Annotated in this window: 16 protein-coding genes and 1 pseudogene; 9 read left to right on the top strand and 8 right to left on the bottom strand. The window is 69.5% G+C overall.

Annotation, left to right across the window (positions count from 1 at the left end):
- Positions 1–11: 11 nt before the first annotated feature.
- The 3 genes from ACQP2F_RS42550 to ACQP2F_RS42540 form a co-directional block, all read right to left on the bottom strand.
- The gene (locus ACQP2F_RS42550; protein WP_433298101.1) at positions 12–1,445 is read right to left on the bottom strand and encodes a hypothetical protein; all 1,434 of its coding nucleotides are present in this window, start codon (positions 1,443–1,445) and stop codon (positions 12–14) included.
- The gene (locus ACQP2F_RS42545) at positions 1,445–1,873 is read right to left on the bottom strand and encodes a hypothetical protein (protein ID WP_433298099.1); all 429 of its coding nucleotides are present in this window, start codon (positions 1,871–1,873) and stop codon (positions 1,445–1,447) included. The genes ACQP2F_RS42550 and ACQP2F_RS42545 overlap by 1 nt, the downstream gene beginning before the upstream one ends.
- A 135-nt stretch (positions 1,874–2,008) precedes the next feature.
- Positions 2,009–2,206, bottom strand: a complete 198-nt coding sequence (locus tag ACQP2F_RS42540) for an acyl-CoA carboxylase epsilon subunit (RefSeq protein WP_433298097.1) — start codon at positions 2,204–2,206, stop codon at positions 2,009–2,011.
- A 101-nt stretch (positions 2,207–2,307) separates the two neighbouring features.
- On the opposite strand from ACQP2F_RS42540, the pseudogene ACQP2F_RS42535 reads away from it, so the two are divergent.
- The 3 genes and pseudogenes from ACQP2F_RS42535 to ACQP2F_RS42525 all read left to right on the top strand — a co-directional run.
- Positions 2,308–3,591: pseudogene (locus ACQP2F_RS42535) on the top strand (serine/threonine-protein kinase); the annotation flags it as partial.
- A gap of 2,327 nt (positions 3,592–5,918) precedes the next feature.
- On the top strand, positions 5,919–6,152 hold the full coding sequence (locus ACQP2F_RS42530) for a hypothetical protein (protein ID WP_433298095.1): 234 nt from the start codon (positions 5,919–5,921) through the stop codon (positions 6,150–6,152).
- Between the two features lie 65 nt (positions 6,153–6,217).
- A complete protein-coding gene (locus tag ACQP2F_RS42525) occupies positions 6,218–6,952 on the top strand; it encodes a M50 family metallopeptidase (protein WP_433298093.1) in 735 nt (244 codons plus the stop codon).
- Between the two features lie 44 nt (positions 6,953–6,996).
- Here the strand turns inward: ACQP2F_RS42525 and ACQP2F_RS42520 are convergent, their stop codons facing one another.
- On the bottom strand, positions 6,997–8,571 hold the full coding sequence (locus tag ACQP2F_RS42520) for an acyl-CoA carboxylase subunit beta (protein ID WP_433298091.1): 1,575 nt from the start codon (positions 8,569–8,571) through the stop codon (positions 6,997–6,999).
- A 121-nt stretch (positions 8,572–8,692) separates the two neighbouring features.
- On the opposite strand from ACQP2F_RS42520, the gene ACQP2F_RS42515 reads away from it, so the two are divergent.
- The 3 genes from ACQP2F_RS42515 to ACQP2F_RS42505 are packed head-to-tail and all read left to right on the top strand — an operon-like array spanning position 8,693 to position 11,570.
- Positions 8,693–10,138, top strand: coding sequence for a hypothetical protein (locus ACQP2F_RS42515; RefSeq protein WP_433298089.1), 1,446 nt, complete (start codon positions 8,693–8,695; stop codon positions 10,136–10,138).
- A 9-nt stretch (positions 10,139–10,147) separates the two neighbouring features.
- A complete protein-coding gene (locus ACQP2F_RS42510) occupies positions 10,148–11,002 on the top strand; it encodes a biotin--[acetyl-CoA-carboxylase] ligase (RefSeq protein WP_433298087.1) in 855 nt (284 codons plus the stop codon).
- A gap of 4 nt (positions 11,003–11,006) precedes the next feature.
- On the top strand, positions 11,007–11,570 hold the full coding sequence (locus ACQP2F_RS42505) for a PH domain-containing protein (RefSeq protein WP_433298085.1): 564 nt from the start codon (positions 11,007–11,009) through the stop codon (positions 11,568–11,570).
- On the opposite strand, the gene ACQP2F_RS42500 is transcribed toward ACQP2F_RS42505, so the two are convergent.
- From ACQP2F_RS42500 to ACQP2F_RS42490, 3 genes are all read right to left on the bottom strand, one after another.
- Positions 11,536–12,060: a GtrA family protein gene (locus tag ACQP2F_RS42500; protein WP_433298083.1), complete on the bottom strand. Its 525-nt coding sequence runs from the start codon at positions 12,058–12,060 to the stop codon at positions 11,536–11,538. The two genes, ACQP2F_RS42505 and ACQP2F_RS42500, sit on opposite strands and share 35 nt — an antisense overlap.
- Positions 12,061–12,088: 28 nt before the next feature.
- On the bottom strand, positions 12,089–12,637 hold the full coding sequence (locus tag ACQP2F_RS42495; protein WP_433298081.1) for a GtrA family protein: 549 nt from the start codon (positions 12,635–12,637) through the stop codon (positions 12,089–12,091).
- A 72-nt stretch (positions 12,638–12,709) separates the two neighbouring features.
- A complete protein-coding gene (locus ACQP2F_RS42490; protein WP_433298079.1) occupies positions 12,710–13,474 on the bottom strand; it encodes a sigma-70 family RNA polymerase sigma factor in 765 nt (254 codons plus the stop codon).
- A gap of 235 nt (positions 13,475–13,709) precedes the next feature.
- On the opposite strand from ACQP2F_RS42490, the gene ACQP2F_RS42485 reads away from it, so the two are divergent.
- Positions 13,710–15,560 carry a phosphoenolpyruvate carboxykinase (GTP) gene (locus tag ACQP2F_RS42485; RefSeq protein ID WP_433298077.1) on the top strand — a complete coding sequence of 617 codons (1,851 nt, stop codon included), beginning with the start codon at positions 13,710–13,712 and terminating at the stop codon, positions 15,558–15,560.
- Positions 15,561–15,664: 104 nt separating this feature from the next.
- Positions 15,665–16,435, top strand: coding sequence for an isoprenyl transferase (locus ACQP2F_RS42480; protein ID WP_433298075.1), 771 nt, complete (start codon positions 15,665–15,667; stop codon positions 16,433–16,435).
- Between the two features lie 2 nt (positions 16,436–16,437).
- Here the strand turns inward: ACQP2F_RS42480 and otsB are convergent, their stop codons facing one another.
- Entirely contained in the window at positions 16,438–17,244 is an 807-nt protein-coding gene (gene otsB / locus ACQP2F_RS42475) for a trehalose-phosphatase (protein WP_433298073.1), read from the bottom strand.
- A gap of 254 nt (positions 17,245–17,498) precedes the next feature.
- Here otsB and ACQP2F_RS42470 point away from each other — a divergent pair, with 254 nt between their 5' ends.
- The gene (locus tag ACQP2F_RS42470; protein ID WP_433298071.1) at positions 17,499–18,869 is read left to right on the top strand and encodes a PhoH family protein; all 1,371 of its coding nucleotides are present in this window, start codon (positions 17,499–17,501) and stop codon (positions 18,867–18,869) included.
- The last annotated feature ends 82 nt before the right edge of the window (positions 18,870–18,951 follow it).

The raw sequence follows: 18,951 nt of genomic DNA, 5'->3' as shown, positions 1-18,951 counted from the left end.
GAGTCGCATACTTAGCCGAGCCCGATCGCCGGTCCAGGATCGATTCGCTGTTCTCGTGGAGGAAGGACAACCGGCTCAACGCCCTCAGCGGTCTCCCACGGATTGTCCGGATCCCAATGCGAGCCTGCAGATTCTTCCCGATGCCCGGACCGTCGGCCGGCGCCCTGCCCATAAATGGTGGCGTGTTCGGCTGGCGTCCCGCCGCTGGGGCCTGCGCCCACACTGCGCCGGGCGCCCAGAGGTCCTTCGCCTTCCCCGATCACACCACCAACGGGATTGATGCGACGCGCGCCGACGCGTCCAGTACCAGGCTGACCCGTTCCGGCCCGGCCACCGCCAGGTTGACCGATACCAACCGTCGGAGCACCGCCGATGACGCCGCCCGGTGCCATCACGCGCATGCCCCCTTCGGGGAGTCGCATGCCCGGACGCACAACCCCTTCGCGTGGCACGACGACTCCGCGCCCGACGTTGGGTGACGCCGCTTTCGAAGTAGCGCCCTCACTCGGGAGGAGGCCGGTGCTCGGAGAGAGGAGCCCTGGATTGGGAAGGTGGCCGCCGGTGCCGCCCGGAAGAGCTGGTGCAATCGGGTTAAAGCCGCTGGTGGGTGCAGCCGGTTGCAGGGGCTGAACCCCGCCGAGGATCAAGCCCGGCTGAGTGCTTAGGCCTGGCTGCGTGACCGGCGGATTGACGTTGTTCGGCGGCGTCGGAAAAGGGGCTGAAGGGCGATTCAACGCCGAGGACGAAGATGAGCCAGTATCAACTGGAACCGGCGTAATCGGAGGAATTGGCGGGGCGACATAACCACCACCATCATTCGGCTTCGACTTTTCTTCAACCAGCTCCGGCTCGTAAGGTCTCGGCTTAACGATCCGAACCTGAGCCTGCGCCAAATCAGAACTCACGCCGCTCAACAATGTGACTGCTTGCAGCCTCAACTCTTCCTGGCGCCCAGGGGCTACGGGCGGTTCTTCTCCGCTGGGGCTGGGGCTGGGGCTGGGGCGCGGCTGCGGATCGGAACTTTCTTGTTTCGCCTGCATCTTTGCGTTATACGCGGTTAGCGCGGTCTCATTGCTCTTATACTCCTGATATATCTTGTCCATCTGTACTTGAGCTTGATAGATCGAGCCTGTTACCGATGAGAAGGCGTCGTGGTTAGCCAGTGATGCCTCATAAGTATCGGTTAGGTTCTTAATTAAGTCATCAAGGCGGGCGATGTATGCGGCCGCGGCTGAACTTTTCTGTGGGGGCCAAGCCGCTGCAAGGTTGTCTCTATAGCTTTGGACTTGGAACCGGTGCTCATTGAGCAACTCGGCTGATTTATTCCAGCCGTCAACGAGGTTCCATTGCGCACCAGTATCGGGATTCTGAATTAGCGACTGCATCTTGTCGATCGTCATCGATTCCCAAGGAGTGCCGCCGCCTCCGCCGGCTGCTTCGAGCATCAGGCCGCTCCCCCTTCGTCAGGTGCAGGCGGGATGCCTACTTTGTCAAACGCCTTATCCACATCCCGGACCTTGGCATGCGAGAATGCGTCGGAGCCTCGGTATTCCTTTGAGATGTCTTCAGCGGCGGTTGCGAAACCCTGCGTCTTGTTTGCGTAGCTGTATACATTCTGGTGAGCAACGTTCTGCGCGTCATTGTGAACGAACAAGAACGTCAGCAACTCGATGAACTCGCTCGGGGGATCCGGTAGGCGGGTCGACATCGCGTCGGTCACGGTGGTCAAGTGCGGGGCGTAGTTGTCCTTCACGTTGGCGGACAACTTGGCGGCAAAGTGCTCCATCGCCTGGATGTCGGCCTCGATCTGGCTGAAATCCGTGTACCCGTAGTCGCGCAGCCAAGCGGGACCGCGGTCCTCCTCCGGGATCATCTTCGCCTCCCCCGACGTAATACCTCACCGACGCCGGACATCAGCGACGCATTGGTGAGCGTAGTCGGTCACCGCCAGTCCCGGGGCACCCACTCTGCGCCTGTGGACAGTCGGAAACGATCGATGATTGAGGATCTATCGGGGGAGCGCGGACTGCCTCCAGGAGCGAGGCGCGCGCGCCGGGCGGGCGGAGGCTGCCCAGGAGGAGACGGCCGGGCGCGGCGAAATTGTATTCAACGAGGTGGATCGGGCCGCGACCACGGCGACCAGCGCGGCCAGCTCGAGATCGGTCGGGTTGCCCCGGACTACGCTGACCAGCGGTTCCTCATCCATCGACCGAGCGTACGACGTCGCGGGGGATGTCCGGTGACACGCGTCCCACACTCGGCTGATCGATTCGCTGTCGCTGGACATGACCGGGTATTTTCCTTCCGATGTCTTCTTCTCCCCCAGCCGTTGTCGCTGACCGTTACCGGCTTGTCGCGCCGCTCGGTCAGGGCGGGATGGGTCGCGTCTGGCGTGCGACCGATGTCGTGCTGCACCGCGACGTGGCCATCAAGGAGCTGGTTCCGCCGCCCGGTCTGACTCCGGCCGAGCGGCAGGAGATGCGCGAGCGGTCACTGCGCGAGGCGCGGGCGATCGCCCGGCTCAACAACATCAACGTGGTACGCGTCTTCGACGTCCTCCGTACAGATGCGGACCCGTGGATCGTCATGGAGTACGTGGCGTCCCGCTCGCTGCAGGACACGCTCGCCGCCGACGGGCCGTTCAATCCGGTCCGCGCCGCCGAGATCGGCCTCGGCGTGCTGGGGGCGCTGCGGGCCGCGCACCGCGCCGGCGTCGTGCACCGCGACGTCAAGCCGGGCAACGTGCTGCTCGGCGCCGACGGCCGGGTCGTGCTCACCGACTTCGGCCTGGCGACCGTCCCCGGCGATCCCAATGTCACCCGCACCGGCCTCGTGCTCGGCTCGCCGGCCTACATCGCGCCCGAGCGGGCCCGCGACGGCACAGCGGGTCCCGCCGCCGACCTGTGGTCGCTCGGCGCCACTCTCTACGCCGCGGTCGAGGGCACGTCCCCGTTCGCGCGCCCTTCTGCGATCGCCACGCTCGCGGCCCTGGCCACGGAAAATCCGCCGCCCGCGCGCAACGCCGGCCCGCTCAAGCCGGTGCTCAACGGGCTGCTGCGCAAGGACCCGACGCACCGGATCAACGCGGAGGAGGCCGAGCGCCTGCTCAACCGGGCCGCCGGCCGCCGTACGAAGCTTGCCTTCCCGATGAGTCCGACCATGCGCCGTCCGGGCGTCGGTCGTGACCGCCTGGGTGGTCTGATGGCGCCCACCGGGTCGACTCCGGTCGTGCCCGGTCCGAGGCCACCGGTGGCGCCCGCCCGTCCGGTCGATCCGCCGGGCCGCCCGCCCGTGTCGGGGGGACGCCCGGCGGTCGGCGAGGGCCGGCCGCCGGTTTATGTGCCGGGCAAGGCACAGGTCGGCCGCCCGCCGGCCGATCGACCCACGCGCGTCGACGGACCGAAGGTCGACGCCCAGCCACTCGACGCCACGAGAGTCGACACGCCACCAGTCCGAGAAGACAGAGCACCAAGACGATTCGGTACGCGAGAAGCGTCCCCGATCACACCCGGCCAGCCGCCGGCGGCCCGCCCGACGCCGCCCGTGACTCCGCCGCCCGTGACCCCGCCGGCCAGGACGACCCGTGGCGCCGCCGGCTTCACCGCCGCCGACGTGGCAGCGAACCGCCGCCGCCAGGCGGCCCCCGAGCACGAGCAGTCCCTGGCCGACGCAACTGCCCTGGTCACCCGCGGGGAAGCCCCGCCCGCCGACCCCACCACGGTCGTCGGCCCACCCATCGACCGCACGACGGTGGTCGGCCCGCCCGCCGACCGCACGACGGTGGTCGGCCCACCCGCGGACCGCACGACGGTGGTCGCTCCGCCCGCGGACCGCACGACGGTGGTCGGCCCTCCCGCGGACCGCACCACGGTTGTCGGCCCGGTCGACGCCACCAGCATCGTCGGCCCGCTGGCGGTGCCCTCCGGCGACGCGACCACGATCGTTCCCGCGCCGAAGAAGCAAACCCCGACGACGCCCCCAGCAAAGGCGGTCCCGGCGGAGCCCAAAGCGGCCGCCGCGTCGACGGCTACTCCGGAGAAGGTCGAAAGTCCCGACAAACCGGAAATCGTCCTACCGGCGACCACGGACAAGGCTGCGCTTGCCGGCAAGTTTGTAACTCCGGAGAAGGCGACAGCTCCGGAGAAGGCGACAGCTCCGGAGAAGGCGACAGCTCCGGACAAGACGACAGCTCCAGAGAACGCGACAGCACCGGACAAGACGACCGCTCCAGAGAAGACGACAGCTCCGGAGAGGGCGGCGTCTCCGGAGAACGTGACCTCTGCCGAGAAAACAGCACCCGCAGAGGAAGCAGCGGCGTCGGAGAAGACCGCTGCCGCCGAAAATGCCTCTGAGAAGACGGCTGCCGCGAACAAGGCGGCAACGCCGACCAAGCGGAACCGGTCCAAGTCGGCCAAATCGTCTCAGCTCAAGGGCGCTGCCGCGAAGGCAGCTGCGGTGACGGCGCCGGCTGCGGTGACGGCGCCGGCTGAGGTCAAGCCGGAGAGCGCGGATCAGGCGGATCAGAAGGCCGCCGAGCCCGCCACCGAAGATGAGGCCACGAAGTCCGAGTCGGAGCAGGTCAGCGACAATGCCGGAGCCGACCCTCAGCTCCACGAGCCGGATGCCAAGCAGAAATCCGGTGCCGACTCGAACGCTGCGCCCAAGCCTGGCGCCAAGGCCGAGCTCGCCGCGACGGCCGATGCCGACGCCAAAGCCGGATCCGACGCGACCGCCGCGGCTGACGCGAACCCCGGATCCAAGGCCAACGCGAACGCCGAGACGAACGCAAACGCCGAGACCGACGCGAACGCCGCGGCCGACACGAGCAACGAGCCGAAAGCGAACGCCGCGCTCGGGACCAAGCCGGAAGCGGCCAAGGCCCGAACCACGAAGATCCAGCCCGCTTCCCCGCGCCGGACCAAGGCCACCCGGGACGACGATGAGGCGATCGAGCCCATCTCGCCGGTCCCGGCGATCAACCGGTCGACGCGGCCGGCCTGGCGTCCGATGGAGGTGCGGCCGTCGTCGCGGGGTGGGGTCACCGTCTTCGGGACTCGGCTCACCTATCCGCAGGCGGGCATCGGGGCCGGAATTCTGCTGCTCATTCTGATTTTGGTGGTCACGCTGGGCGTCAAGGCGTTCGGCAACGACGACGAACCCGGCACCAAGCCGACCGCCGCGCCCACGGCCGCCGGCGCCGGCAATGGCAGTGGCAACGGCAGTGGCAATGCCAGTGGCAGTGCGAACGGCAAGGGCAACGGCGCCGCTACCAGCACCGGCAAACCGTCCGCCGGTGCGGCCCAGCCGCCCGCCGGAGGTGGGACCTCGGCGAAACCGTCGAGCGCGCCGGCGTCCCCGGCGGCCTCGAGCGCGCCGGGCAACCTCGTCCTGCCCGCCGGGTGGCGCATCTACACCCAGAAGGCCTCCGGCAGCGCGCCGGGCTACACGATTCCGATCCCCAGCGGCGCGAAGATCTCCGGCGGCAGCGGGTCGTCGCTCGAGTTCCGGTGGAACAACCGGCTGCTGATCGTGGACCGCTCGGGGTCGCCGCAGGCAGATGCGTACCAGGACTGGAAGACGCAGGAAGCGTCGCGGCGTGGGGGCTACCGCAACTACGGGCTGATCAAGCTGGTCCGGGTGACCTACCGCGACTTCGACTCGGCCGCCGACTGGGAGTTCACGTACACCACGAACAGCGGGAACCCGCAGCACGCGGTGAAGCGCAACATCCGGGTCGACGACAGCCGGGCGTACTCGCTCTCCTGGTATGTGTCGCCGGAGGACTGGGGTGCCGCGCAGAGCGATCTTCAGCTGCTCTACCAGGGCTTTCAGCCAAAATAGCCGCTGATTGGCGCGCCGATGTGCGTGAAGCCGGATGAATGGGTAATTCATTCGGCATCACGGATGGAGGTGCAGTCATGAACTGCCGACGGCACGGCAGTAAGCCCACGATCGGTCTCTGGATGCTGGTCGCGGTCGCCGACCTGGGGATCCTGGTCGCGGCCACCAGCGCGCTCACCGTTCTTCTCGTTCTCGCCGGCCTGGTCGTGCTAGCCGGCGGCGTCCTCGCCGCCCGCTCGATGCTACGACGGACCGACGCCACCCCCGCGGTCGCGCGCGCGACGCAGACGGTCGCCCGCCGCCGCGTCTGATCGGGCGCCGACCCGACGGCCACCGGAAAAGGCCAGCGCATAGCGCGATCGGCTACAGTCCCCGGGTGTCGATCGACGGTGTGACTGATCTCTGGGACAAGCTGCTCGGCGCTCAGCCCGACCCGCCCGCCCTGCTCGTGCTGCTCACGGCCCTGGCCGCCCTGCTGGCGGTGTCCTTCCGCCCGGTCTGGCGGGTGGCTCGCAACGCGGTGACCATCGCGCACGAGGGCGGCCACGCTTTGATGGCGCTGCTCACCGGGCGCCGGCTCCGCGGCATCCGGCTGGAGTTCGACACGTCCGGCCTCACCCTCTCGTCCGGTCGCCCGACCGGGCCGGGGATGATGCTGACGCTGCTCGGCGGCTACATCGCGCCTTCCCTGATCGGCGTGCTCGGCGCCTGGCTGCTCGGCGGCAACCGGATCACGCTGCTGCTCTGGCTGGCCGTGGTGCTGCTGCTGCTCATGCTGATCAACGTGCGGAACCTGTTCGGCGTGGTCTCGCTGCTGATCACCGGCGCGATCGTCTTCATCGTCTCCTGGTACGCATCACCGCAGGTGCAGGCGGCTTTCGCGTACGTCGGCGTCTGGTTCCTGCTGTTCGGGGGTGTCCGTCCCGTCTTCGAGCTGCAGAGCCTGCGCAGCCGCGGCCGGATGCCCGAATCGGACGCCGACCAGCTCGCCCACATCACGCACGTCCCGGCCCTTTTCTGGGTCGGCGTCTTTCTCCTGGTCGACCTGGCCGCCCTCGTGGCCGGCGGTTTCCTGCTGGCCGGGCAATGGCTGCCCACTGCGACCGGCTAAAGCCGCGATCGGCCGAAGCGGCGACCGGCTGAAGCCGCGACCGGCTAAAGGGGAATGTTGCCGTGCTTCTTCGGCGGCAGCGTCTCCCGCTTGGTCCGTAGCGTGCGCAATGCCCGGGTGACCTGCACCCGCGTCGACGACGGCCGGATGACCGCGTCCACGTAACCGCGCTCGGCCGCGATATAGGGATTGGCGAGCGTGTCCTCGTACTCCTGAATGAGCTCGGCCCGCCGCTCGGGACTGTCGATCTGCCCGCGATAAAGAATGTTCACGGCGCCCTGCGCACCCATCACCGCGATCTGGGCGGTCGGCCAGGCGAAGTTCAGATCCGCGCCGAGATGCTTCGAACCCATCACGTCGTACGCGCCACCGTACGCTTTCCGAGTGATGACGGTGACCTTCGGAACGGTCGCTTCGGCGTACGCGTAGATGAGCTTCGCCCCCCGCCGGATGATGCCGTCCCATTCCTGCGAGGTACCCGGGAGGAAGCCGGGCACATCGACGAAGGTCACCACCGGAATGTTGAAGGCGTCGCAGGTGCGCACGAATCGGGCCGCCTTCTCGCTCGCCGCGATGTCGAGTGTGCCGGCCAGATGCATGGGCTGATTGGCGACCACGCCGACCGGGCGCCCTTCGACCCGGCCGAAGCCGACCACGATGTTCTGCGCATACAGCGGCTGCACCTCGAGAAAATCCTCGACCACGTTCTCGACGACCTTCTTGATGTCGTACGGCTGATTGGCCGAATCCGGGATCAGCGAATCGAGCGCGAGATCGTCGTCGGTCGGCGAAAGCGTGGACAGCTCCTCGAAGACGACCGGCTCATCGAGGTTGTTGGACGGCAGATAGGACAGCAATGCGCGTACGTAATCGATGGCGTCCTCTTCGTCGGAGGCCAGATAGTGGGCGTTTCCGCTGCGCGAGTTGTGCGTACGCGCGCCGCCCAGCTCCTCGAAGCCGACCTCCTCGCCGGTCACCGTCTTGATCACATCGGGACCGGTGATGAACATGTGCGACGTCTGGTCGACCATGACCGTGAAGTCGGTGATCGCGGGGGAGTAGACGGCGCCGCCCGCGCACGGGCCCATGATCAGCGAGATCTGCGGGATGACGCCGCTCGCCCGCACGTTGCGGAAGAAGATGTCGGCGTAGAGGCCGAGCGCGACCACGCCCTCCTGAATGCGGGCGCCGCCGGAGTCGTTGATCCCGATGATCGGGCAGCCGATCTTCATGGCCAGGTCGAGGACCTTCACGATCTTCTCGCCGAAGACCTCGCCGAGCGAGCCGCCGAAGACCGTGAAGTCCTGCGAGAAGACGCAGACCTGTCGGCCGTCGATGGTGCCGTAGCCGGTGACCACGCCGTCGCCGTAGGGCCGGTTCTTGTCGAGCCCGAAGTTGGTGGTGCGGTGCCGGGCCAGCTCGTCGAGCTCGACGAACGAGCCCTCGTCGAGCAGCAGCTCGATCCGCTCGCGGGCGGTCTTCTTGCCCCGGGCGTGCTGCTTCTCGACCGCCCGGGCCGAACCGGCGTGCACGGCCTCGTCGGTGCGCCGCTCGAGGTCGGCGAGCTTCCCGGCGGTGGTGTGGATGTCGGCCTGGGCCGAGTCCTGCTGCGTCGTCACGGGTGATCCTCGCGGTTCATGAACGGTCGTGAAGGAGCCTCACCGGTGATCGTAATGCCGCGCCGGGCGGGCGTCGCTACGGGTGCGTTTCGCACCCAATGCCCTATTCGTTACTCCGGTCGTGACGAACTGGATGACCGCGGCCGGGCTCGCCCTCATCGCAGGTGGCCTCGCCACATTGATCAGCTTCCGGGCGATCCTGTTCGGCGGCCGGGGCCGGGGCCGGGGCTCGCGCCGCCGCCAGGCGCGGGCGATCGAGGCGCCCCGGAGGCGCCCGGCGCTCACGTCGGGCCGGCCGGCGGAGGAGCCGACACGCCGCCGCTCGGGGGTCCCGGTCGGAGAGACGGCGCGTCGCCGGTCGGGTGCCTCGGTCCAGGGGCCGGCGCGACGCCGGTCGGGGGCCTCGGTCGAGGGGCCGGCGCTTCGCCGGTCGGGGGCACTTGTCGAAGAGGCGGCGCTTCCACAGTCAGGCGTCTCGGTCGAGGAGGCGGCGCTTCGCCGGTCGGGTGTCTCGGTCGAGGAGGCGGCGCTTCGCCGGTCGGGCGTCTCGATCGAGGAGGCGCCGCGTCGCCAACCGGTCGATGAGCCGGCGCGGCGCCGCTCGGCGGCGCCGGTCGAGGAGAGTGCCGTCCCGGGGCCGGTGATGCCCGAAATGTCCCGTCGGTCCCGGCGAGGCCGACGGCGGGCGTTGGTGGCGGCCGCGGCAAAGGAAGCGCAGCCGATCCGCCACCTGTCCGAAGAGGACGACGATGGCGGCCTGGCGTCAATCGGATTCGCCGCCGACGAGGGCTTCGACGCCGATTTCTCCCCCGAAGCGGAAATGTCGGAAATCGGCGCCGGGCGAGCGGACAGCACGGTGAGCCAGGCGGCCACGGTCGGCGAGCAGGAGTTCGAGGTCGAGGCGGAAACGGAAGCCGAGCGCGACCCCGAGCCCGGGTTCGAGCCCGATCCCGGGCTCGTTCTCGACCCCGACCTCGACCCCGGACTCGATCTCGAGCCCGAGCTCGCGCCCGTCCCCGAGCCGGTTCCCGCGCCGAGGGCGGAACGCTACGGCGACCGCGTTGAGGGCTGGGTCCGCCCCGCCTACCGCGACCAGCCCGACGAACCGCGGCCCGGCGAATACTGGACCCCCATCCCGGTCGACCTGGCCGGCGACCCCGAGCCGTCGGCCAAGGGCTACGGCTGGCCGCGACCGGTCGAGCGCCTCCCCGCCGTCCCCGACTACGAGCCGGCGACCGGCTTCGACCTCGTCCCGATCTCCGAGCCGACCGAGGTCGTCCCGGCCTGGCCTCGCAACGACGAGCGCCCCGGCCGCATCCGCCTGCCGCGCTCCTGGTCGACCCGCAACGACAAGAACGAGATCCGCAACGACAACAACGAGACCCGCAACGACAACAACGAGGCGAGCAACGACAACAACGAGGCGATCAACGACAAGAACGACAAGGCCCGGAAGGGCGAGCCACGCCGCCGCCCCCGCCCCCGTCCCCGGCCCCGCCCCGACGAGCCCGAGCGCAGCACCACCGTCTACGTGAGCCGGCACGCGGCCGATCCACCGCCGCACTAGGCTCGGTTGATGCACGCCTCGCCGTACAGCGACCTCGACCGCCCGCCCCTCTCGGTGCGCGGCCTCGAGCGCGCGCTGGTCACGCCGGATTCGCTGTGGACCAAGATTGAGGTACGCGCGGAGACCGGCTCCACCAACGCCGACGTCACCGCCGCGGCGGTCGCCGGCGCGCCCGAGGGCCTGGTGGTGGTGGCCGAGCAGCAGACCGCGGGCCGAGGCCGTCGCGACCGCACCTGGACGTCCCCACCCCGGGCCGGCCTCACGTTGAGCATGCTGCTGCGCCCCGGCGTACCGGATCCGGAGCGTGACTGGCCGGCGGCATCGCCCGGCGCGTTCTCCTGGTTGCCGCTTCTGGTCGGGGTCGCCCTGCTCGAGGCCGTGCGCCGGGTCGCCGAGGTCGAGGCCGCCCTCAAGTGGCCGAACGACCTGCTGGTCAAGGACGGCAAGTGCGCCGGCATCCTGGCCGAGATGACCGGCGACGCGGTCGTGGTCGGCATCGGGCTGAACGTGTCGACCCGCGCCGAGGAGCTCCCACAGACGAACGGCGTGCCCGCGACCTCGCTGCGGGTGGCCGGCGCCGCCAGCACCGACCGCGATCCGCTGCTGCGGGCCCTGCTGCGCGGCGTCTCGAGCTGGTACGGCGGATGGCGTGAGGCGGGCGGCGACGCCGAGCTGTCCGGATTGCTCGGGGCCTATCGACGGGGGTGCGCGACGATCGGCCGGCCGGTGCGGGCGCTGCTGCCGGGCGGGGGCGAGGTGAGTGGCCGGGCCACGGGGGTCGACGTCGATGGCCGGCTGGTGATCCGTACGGCTGATGAGACCGACCTTCGCGTCTCGGCGGGTGACGTGCTGCACGTACGCTGAGCGCGTGGCGTTCCCGGACGAGGTTCTCACCGACGAGGAGGAGGTCGTCTTCCACCTGCATCCGCACGGGAAGACGGCGATCCGCCCGGCCCTGGTCTCCCTGCTGGCGCTGGCCACGCTGATCCTGGCCTGGGTGATGCTGCCGCAGAACGGCGGCGGGTTCCTAGCGTTCGGCGCGGTCGCGCTCATCATGGGCTACTACGGCATCCGGTACGGCGTGGCGCCGCTGATCGTCTGGCGCTGCACCCACTACGTTGTGACCGACGAGCGCATCCTGCTCCAGGACGGCGTCTTCGCCCGGGAACGGCGCGACCTGCCGCTCAACCGGATCAACGACCACCTGCTGAGCCAGTCCGTGCTGGACCGTCTCTTCGGCACCGGCACGCTGACCATCGACTCGATCGGCGAGCAGTCGGCGGTCCTGACCGCGCTGCCGCACGCGCACCAGTTCCAGACCGCCCTCTACGAGCTGATCGAGCGCGCGCCCGCCGACGAGGAAGACGAAGAGGAAGAGGAAGCGCCGGCGCCGCCGGCTAGTGGGTGGCGTCGAGCTCGGCCTCGGCACTGAGCTCGGCGAACCCGGCCACCGCGTCCAGCTCGGCGAGCTCGGCCTCGTGCCCGTCGACCGGCGGCTTCAGGAAGACGAACGTGCGGTAGGCCCAGAACCGGAACACCGTCGCGATGACGATGCCGACCAGCGTCACGCCCATGAAGGCGATCTCGTCGTTCTTCTCGGTGAGACCGAACCCGTACTTGCCGATCGCCACCAGCCCGGACTGGATCACCATGCCGATCAGGTTGAACCCGAAGAACAGCGTGTACTCCCGGCGCAGGGCCGTGCGCGTGTGGTGCCGGTAGGTCCAGTAGCGGTTCGCGATGTACGCCAGCGTGGTGGTCACGACCGTGGCGAGGACGCTGGCCTTGACCGCGCCGATCGGCAGGGCGGCCCAGGTGATCGCCATGTAGAGGAGCGTGTTACCGGCGCCGATGACACCGAAAGCGATCGCCTCGGGGGCGAGGCGGCGCAGTCGATCCGTCAGCGTGCTGGCTGAAGGCATGGGACAACCTAACGGGAGGGAATGGCGGTCACGCCGAGTCACGTACGGGGGATGGCGAGGCCACGTTAGCCGCGTGGCGCTCGGGCTGCTGCCCCGTGCTGACCTGACCGGGGGAAGGTGTGTCACGGAACACGAAGCGGCGGTACGACCAGAATCGGAACAGCGTGCCGGCCGCGGTGCCGACGAGCTGGCCCGATACGTTGTCGGCGAGCGGGGTCTGCAGGGCCGGCCAGATCTGCCCGAGCCCGTAGTGGCTGATCGCCAGGCAGGCCAGGCCGATGCCGAGGCCGATCGCGTTCAGCACGAAGAACATGGTGTACTGCCGGGCCATGTTCGCGTGGGACCGGTGCCGCCAGGTCCAGAACCGGTTGCCGGCGAAGGCGACGGTGGTGGCGATCACGGTGGAGATCGTCTTGGCGAACAGCGTCTCGACGCCGCTCTGCAGCAGCACGTTGAAGATGGCGAGGTCGATCGCGAACGAAATTCCGCCGACCGTGCCGAACTTGCTCAGCTCGCGGATCAGCGCCCGGAACTTGACGCGCAGGCGGGACGGCTGCGTCGGCGAGGTCTCGGGCACGTCCCGAGAGTACCGGCGGTCGTCACGGTCCGCTGTTTTCGCCAGCGGGTCCCGGGCTTTCGTTGGCGAGTCTTAACCGGTTGATCGTGCCGGGTGACGCTGCCGGTACGGTCGGTGACGCAATCCGTCGATCTCGCTGATCTCGGCCAACCGCGCCCGGCACTCGCCGCACCAGGCCAGGTGGGCCCGCATCCGGGTGGCGTCGCGCGCCGCGAGCCGGCCGCGCAGCTGCCCGCCGAGCCGGTCGCCGGCCCACCGGCACTCGGGGTGCTCGGCCACCGCCACGTGCTGTTGCAAGTAGAGGCTGCGTAGCCCCTCACGCGCCCGGTGCGCGAGCACGGCCACCGCGTTCGGCGTCATCCCGAGCATGCCGGCCACCTCGGCCGGGGAGTTGCCCTCGACCGCGGTCTGCCAGAGGACGTCCCGCCAGCGCTCGGGCAGCTGGCGGAACGCGGCCGCGGCGTACGACCGCTCGAGCCGGTCGAGCGCCGGGTCGCTGAACGGCTCACCCTCGTCGTAGCGGGTCAGGTCGTCGGTGAACTCGAGCCGCCGGTCGCGCCGGGCCCGGTGATAGCAGACGTGCCGCATGGTCGTGTGCAGGTAGGCGCGGAAGGCGACCAGCGGGCCGCGCCCGGCGCGCAGGGAGGCGAACACCTTGGCGAAGGTCTCGGCGACCAGATCCTCGGCGTCGGCCGGATCGCGGGTCAGGCCGTACGCGAGGTGCCGCGCCGCCGCTCGGTGCCGCTCGTACAGCGTGCCGAACGCCGCCGTGTCGCCACCCCGGACCGCCGCCAGTAGCTCGGTGTCCGAGTCCGGCGCGTCTGCCGGGATCGTCATTTCCTGCCTCCGGAAGCGGGGACTAGGCGGAAAGACCGTATATCGGCAGTTTAAGGGGTTAAGTCCGATTTGTGGAAGTGGGCCGAACGGTCACCGTTTTCCGGACGGTGCGCGAAGCTGCGTCGTTCGCCGAAGGATCGATCGTCTGCAAGCAAGAGCACCGAGGATTGTGCGGTCTTCCACAGGAATTGCCGATGAACCTCACGTGGCGCGGCCTTAGGCTCAGGTGACTCCCATGACCGCACAGGTCATTGGTCAGTGCCGACCGAAGGAGATCACCTTGCCTCAGCCCCCGACGTCTCACCCCCGCCTGCTCGCCTGGGTCGAAGAAGTAGCCGCCCTGACCACGCCCGACCGGATCGTCTGGTGCGACGGATCGGAGGCCGAGTGGACCGGCATCACCGATGCCCTGGTCGACTCCGGCGCGCTGGTCCGGCTCGATCCGGCCAAGAAGCCCAACTCGTTCTGGGCCCGCACCGACCCCGGCGACGTCGCCCGCGTCGAGGAGCGCACCTTCATCTGCTCGGTCGACGAGGCCGACGCCGGACCCACCAACAACTGGATGGCGCCGGCCGAGATGAAGGCCACGATGACCGAGCTCTACCGGGGCTGCATGCGAGGCCGGACGATGTACGTCGTCCCGTTCTGCATGGGTCCGCTCGACGCGCCGCAGCCGATGTTCGGCGTCGAGCTCACCGACAGCCCGTACGTGGTGGCGAGCATGCGGATCATGACCCGGATGGGGGCCGGGGTCCTGGCCGCTCTCGAGGAGTCGAACGCCGAGTTCGTTCCGGCGCTGCACTCGGTCGGCGCGCCGCTGTCGCCGGGCGAGAAGGACGTCGCCTGGCCGTGCAACGAGACGAAGTACATCTCGCACTTCCCGGAGACCCGGGAGATCTGGTCGTACGGGTCCGGCTACGGCGGCAACTCGCTGCTCGGCAAGAAGTGCTTCGCGTTGCGCATCGCCAGCGTGGCCGCCCGCGACGAGGGCTGGCTCGCCGAGCACATGCTGATCATGAAGCTGACCTCGCCCGAGGGACAGGTCCGGTACATCGCCGGCGCGTTCCCGTCGGCCTGCGGCAAGACCAACCTGGCCATGCTCGAGCCGACGCTGCCGGGCTGGAAGGTGGAGACGGTCGGCGACGACATCGCGTGGATGCGCTTCGGCTCGGACGGGCGGCTGTGGGCGACGAACCCGGAGTTCGGCCTGTTCGGCGTGGCGCCCGGCACCGACTTCCACACCAATCCGAACGCGATGCGCACGCTCGCCCGGGGCAACTCCGTCTTCACCAACGTGGCGCTGACCGACGACGGCGACATCTGGTGGGAGGGCATGGGTACGCCGCCGACGCACCTTCGTTCCTGGCGCGGCGAAGACTGGACGCCGGAGTCGGACGCGCCTTCGAGCCACCCCAACAGCCGGTTCTGTACGCCGATCGAGCAGTGCCCGATTCTCGCCGACGAGTACCACGACCCGCGCGGCGTCCCGATCGACGCGATCCTCTTCGGCGGCCGCCGCAAGACCACGGTCCCGCTGGTCACCGAGGCTCGCGACTGGGTGCACGGCGTCTACCTCGGCGCCACCCTCTCGTCCGAGACGACCGCCGCCGCCGTCGGCCAGGTCGGCGTGGTGCGCCGCGACCCGATGGCGATGCTGCCGTTCATCGGCTACCACGCCGGCGACTACTTCCAGCACTGGATCGACATGGCCAAGGGCGCGCCCGGCGACGCGGCCAAGCTGCCCAAGGTCTTCTACGTCAACTGGTTCCGGCGCGGCGAGGACGGCCGGTTCCTGTGGCCGGGCTTCGGCGAGAACAGCCGCGTGCTCAAGTGGATCGTCGAGCGGCTCGACGGCCGCGGCGAGGCGGTGGAGACCCCGGTCGGCCACGTGCCGACGCCGACCGCGCTCGACCTGACCGGGCTCGACCTTCCCGCCGCGGACCTGGCCGCGGCGCTGGCGGTCGACCGCGACGAGTGGCTGGCCGAGATTCCGCAAGTCACCGAGTGGTTCACCAAGTTCGGTGACAAGCTTCCCGCGGTGTTGTGGGCCGAGCTCGACGCCCTCCGAGCCCGGCTCGCCGACTAGCCCCGCCGGCTTTGTCCGCCTCGGGGACGTTCTCCGGGGCGGACAAAGAGTGTCAACCGCCCGGCCGACGCCGCCGCGCGCGCGGAGGGCTAGGGTTTGGGGCGATGAGTCTGCGGTCCCTGGTCTATTCGTTCTACGAGCGGCGGCTGGCCGGAAAGCTGGCCGGCAAGCCCGTGCCCCAGCACGTCGGCGTCATGTGCGACGGAAATCGGCGCTGGGCGAAGGAAATGGGCTTCGTCGACCCCAACGACGGCCACCGGGTCGGTGCCGCGCGGGTCAAGGAGCTGCTCACCTGGTGCGACCAGGCGGGCATCAAGCACGTCACGCTCTATCTGCTCGCCACCGACAACCTGCGGCGCCCGGCCGCCGAGCTCGACCCGCTGGTGCGGATCATCGAAGATCTCGCGACCGAGCTCGCCGAGGACGGCAACCCGTGGCGGCTGCGCATGGTCGGCGCGCTCGACATCCTGCCCGCCACCACCGCCGCCACGCTGAAGGCGGCGCAGGAGAAGACCCGCGACCGCACGGTCGGCGTCGAGGTCAACATGGCCGTCGGCTACGGAGGCCGCCGCGAGATCGCCGACGCCGTCCGCTCGCTCATGCAGGAGCACGCCGCGCGCGGCGGCACGCTCGAGGAGCTGGCCGAGATCCTCGACGTCGAGCACATCGCCGAGCACCTCTACACCCGCGGCCAGCCCGATCCCGACCTGGTCATCCGCACCAGCGGCGAGCAGCGTCTCTCCGGCTTCCTGCTCTGGCAGTCGGCGCACTCGGAGTTCTACTTCCACGACGCCAACTGGCCCGACTTCCGCCGTATCGACTTCCTGCGGGCGCTGCGGTCGTACGGCAATCGCCAGCGCCGTTACGGGGCCTGAGCTCAGAAGCTCTTCAGGCCCTCCGTCAGGAACTCGGCCACCACGTCCGGCGACTCCAGGGTCAGGTCGGCGGCGGTGGACACCTCGGCGCCGGTCTCCGGGTTGGCGACCGCGACCGCCACGCCGAAGAAGCCGGGGTCGACGGCCTCGCGGGCGCGCAGCGCGTCGAACGCCTTGATGTCGGACATGTCGTCGCCGAAGTACCAGGCGCAGCGCGCGTTGCGGACGCCCTCGGTGATGACCATGCCCTTGTCCTGGTCGACCGGCGGCTTCAGCTCGATCACCATGCGGCCGCCCTGGATCTTGAGGCCCTGCTTCTCGGCCTGCTCGTGACCCCAGCGCTCGACCTCGGTCGCCAGCTGCGGCGCGGTGCGGTAGTGCAGCGCCACCGACAGCCGCTTGAACTCGACCAGGATCTGCGGCGGCAGCTCGGCCTTGGCCCGCTCGGCCAGCTCGCTCATGGCCGGTATCCACGGCAGCGCGGCCGGCTCGGTGACGACCGCACCCTCGTGCCACACCTCGAGCCCGTACAGCCCGTAGAGGTCGACCCGCTCGAGCGACGCGAACCGCGACCGCAGGAAGCTGACCGGCCGCGCCGACACGATGGCCACGCGGTGCACCGACTCGGCGAGCCGCTCGAGCACGCCGGGGATGGCCGCGACCGGCTGCGACGCGTCGGGATCGTCGGTCACCGGCGAGAGGACGCCGTCGAAGTCGAAGAAGAAGGTGGTCTCGGCCGCGCGGCCGGCCGTGACGGCCCAGGCCTCGGCGACGCTCGGCGGATGGTTCGGACGCTGAGTCTCTGCCACGAGGTCAGATTACCTGGCCGACGGCCGGATGGCGGCCTGAGAAATTGCCGCGAGCCCGGTTTTGCGTACTACCGCGTGACGCGGTTGACCGCTAGCGTTCTAACCATGACCCGGGGTCATCCCGAGTCAGCCGGCCGGCCCGGACCTGCGACAAGTGCGCCACAGGGCCCCGCAATCCGACCCTGTGCATGTGCCGGGGGCCGGAGGTGCGGACCGCGGGCGTCGACGGGTTGCACGCCCGCTGGAGCAGGCCTGTGACACCACGCCGATCTGACGCCGAGGTCACCAAATCCAGCAGCAGCCGTGACCGGCACGCTGACTCCGAACCGGCCCCTGCGGGCCGTGTTTTCGTTCTGGACACCTCGGTCCTGCTGTCCGACCCGGCGGCCTTTCGCCGGTTCACCGATCACGAGGTGGTCATCCCGCTCGTGGTCATCACGGAGTTGGAGGGCAAGCGTCACCATCCCGAGCTGGGCTGGTTCGCGCGGCAGGCGCTGCGCATGCTGGACGAGCTGAGGATCAAGTTCGGTCGTCTCGACCAGCCGGTGCTGTGCAACGACGAGGGCGGCACCCTGCGCGTCGAGCTGAACCACGCCGATCAGAGTGTGCTCCCGCACGGTTTCCGCAATGACTCGAACGACACCCGCATCCTCTCGGTGGCGCTCGGCCTGGCCGCCGAGGGCCGCGACGTGACCCTGGTGAGCAAGGACATGCCGCTGCGGGTGAAGGCGGCCTCGGTCGGCATCACCGCCGACGAGTACCGCCACGGCCAGGCCAGCGACCCGACCTGGACCGGCATGGCCGACCTCCAGCTGACCGAGGAGCAGGTCTCGGCCCTCTACGGCGGCGACGAGCTCGAGATCGAGGAGGCCGAGAACCTGCCCTGTCACACCGGCCTCGTGATCCACTCGTCGAAGGGCTCGGCGCTCGGCCGGGTGACCCCCGACAAGACGGTACGCCTGGTCCGCGGCGACCGGGACGCGTTCGGCATCCGCGGCCGCTCCGCCGAGCAGCGGGTCGCCCTCGACCTCCTGCTCGACGAGTCGATCGGCATCGTCTCGCTCGGCGGCCGGGCCGGCACCGGCAAGTCGGCGCTCGCGCTGTGCGCCGGCCTCGAGGCGACGATGGAGCGCAACCGCCACAAGAAGGTGATCGTCTTCCGCCCGCTCTACGCCGTCGGCGGCCAGGAGCTGGGCTACCTGCCCGGCACCGAGAACGAGAAGATGTCGCCCTGGGCGCAGGCGGTCTTCGACACCCTCGGCGCGGTGGCCCACGCCAATGTGGTGGAGGAGGTCATGGCCCGCGGCATGCTCGAGGTGCTTCCGCTCACCCACATCCGTGGCCGCAGCCTGCACGACGCCTTCGTGATCGTCGACGAGGCCCAGTCGCTGGAACGCAACGTGCTGCTCACCGTGCTCTCCCGCATCGGGCAGGGATCGCGGGTGGTGCTCACCCACGACGTCGCCCAGCGGGACAACCTGCGGGTGGGCCGGCACGACGGGGTCACGGCCGTGATCGAGGCGCTCAAGGGCCATCCGATCTTCGCGCACGTGACCTTGACGCGTTCCGAGCGGTCGCCGATCGCGGAGGTGGTCACCGATCTCCTGGAGGACATCCCTCTCTGAGGTGACCCTCGACTGGGGGAGCTTTCGACCGGTTTGCACGTAAATTTGGTGTGAGCAACCCCACAAGAGTGCGTCGGCATTT

This window comes from Actinoplanes sp. CA-030573, assembly GCF_050951115.1.
GTDB lineage: Bacteria > Actinomycetota > Actinomycetes > Mycobacteriales > Micromonosporaceae > Actinoplanes.
Note: the sequence above shows the minus strand (reverse complement) of the source record. Positions and strands in the feature narration are given on the sequence as shown.

Excerpts from the sequence above, each read along its gene's own strand:
- ACQP2F_RS42540 (WP_433298097.1), bottom strand. The coding sequence starts at position 2,206 with ATGGATGAGGAACCGCTGGTCAGCGTAGTCCGGGGCAACCCGACCGAT.
- ACQP2F_RS42480 (WP_433298075.1), top strand. The coding sequence starts at position 15,665 with ATGAGTCTGCGGTCCCTGGTCTATTCGTTCTACGAGCGGCGGCTGGCC.
- ACQP2F_RS42545 (WP_433298099.1), bottom strand. The coding sequence starts at position 1,873 with ATGATCCCGGAGGAGGACCGCGGTCCCGCTTGGCTGCGCGACTACGGG.
- ACQP2F_RS42500 (WP_433298083.1), bottom strand. The coding sequence starts at position 12,060 with ATGCCTTCAGCCAGCACGCTGACGGATCGACTGCGCCGCCTCGCCCCC.
- ACQP2F_RS42550 (WP_433298101.1), bottom strand. The coding sequence starts at position 1,445 with ATGCTCGAAGCAGCCGGCGGAGGCGGCGGCACTCCTTGGGAATCGATG.
- ACQP2F_RS42490 (WP_433298079.1), bottom strand. The coding sequence starts at position 13,474 with ATGACGATCCCGGCAGACGCGCCGGACTCGGACACCGAGCTACTGGCG.
- ACQP2F_RS42530 (WP_433298095.1), top strand. The coding sequence starts at position 5,919 with ATGAACTGCCGACGGCACGGCAGTAAGCCCACGATCGGTCTCTGGATG.
- ACQP2F_RS42510 (WP_433298087.1), top strand. The coding sequence starts at position 10,148 with ATGCACGCCTCGCCGTACAGCGACCTCGACCGCCCGCCCCTCTCGGTG.
- ACQP2F_RS42485 (WP_433298077.1), top strand. The coding sequence starts at position 13,710 with ATGACCGCACAGGTCATTGGTCAGTGCCGACCGAAGGAGATCACCTTG.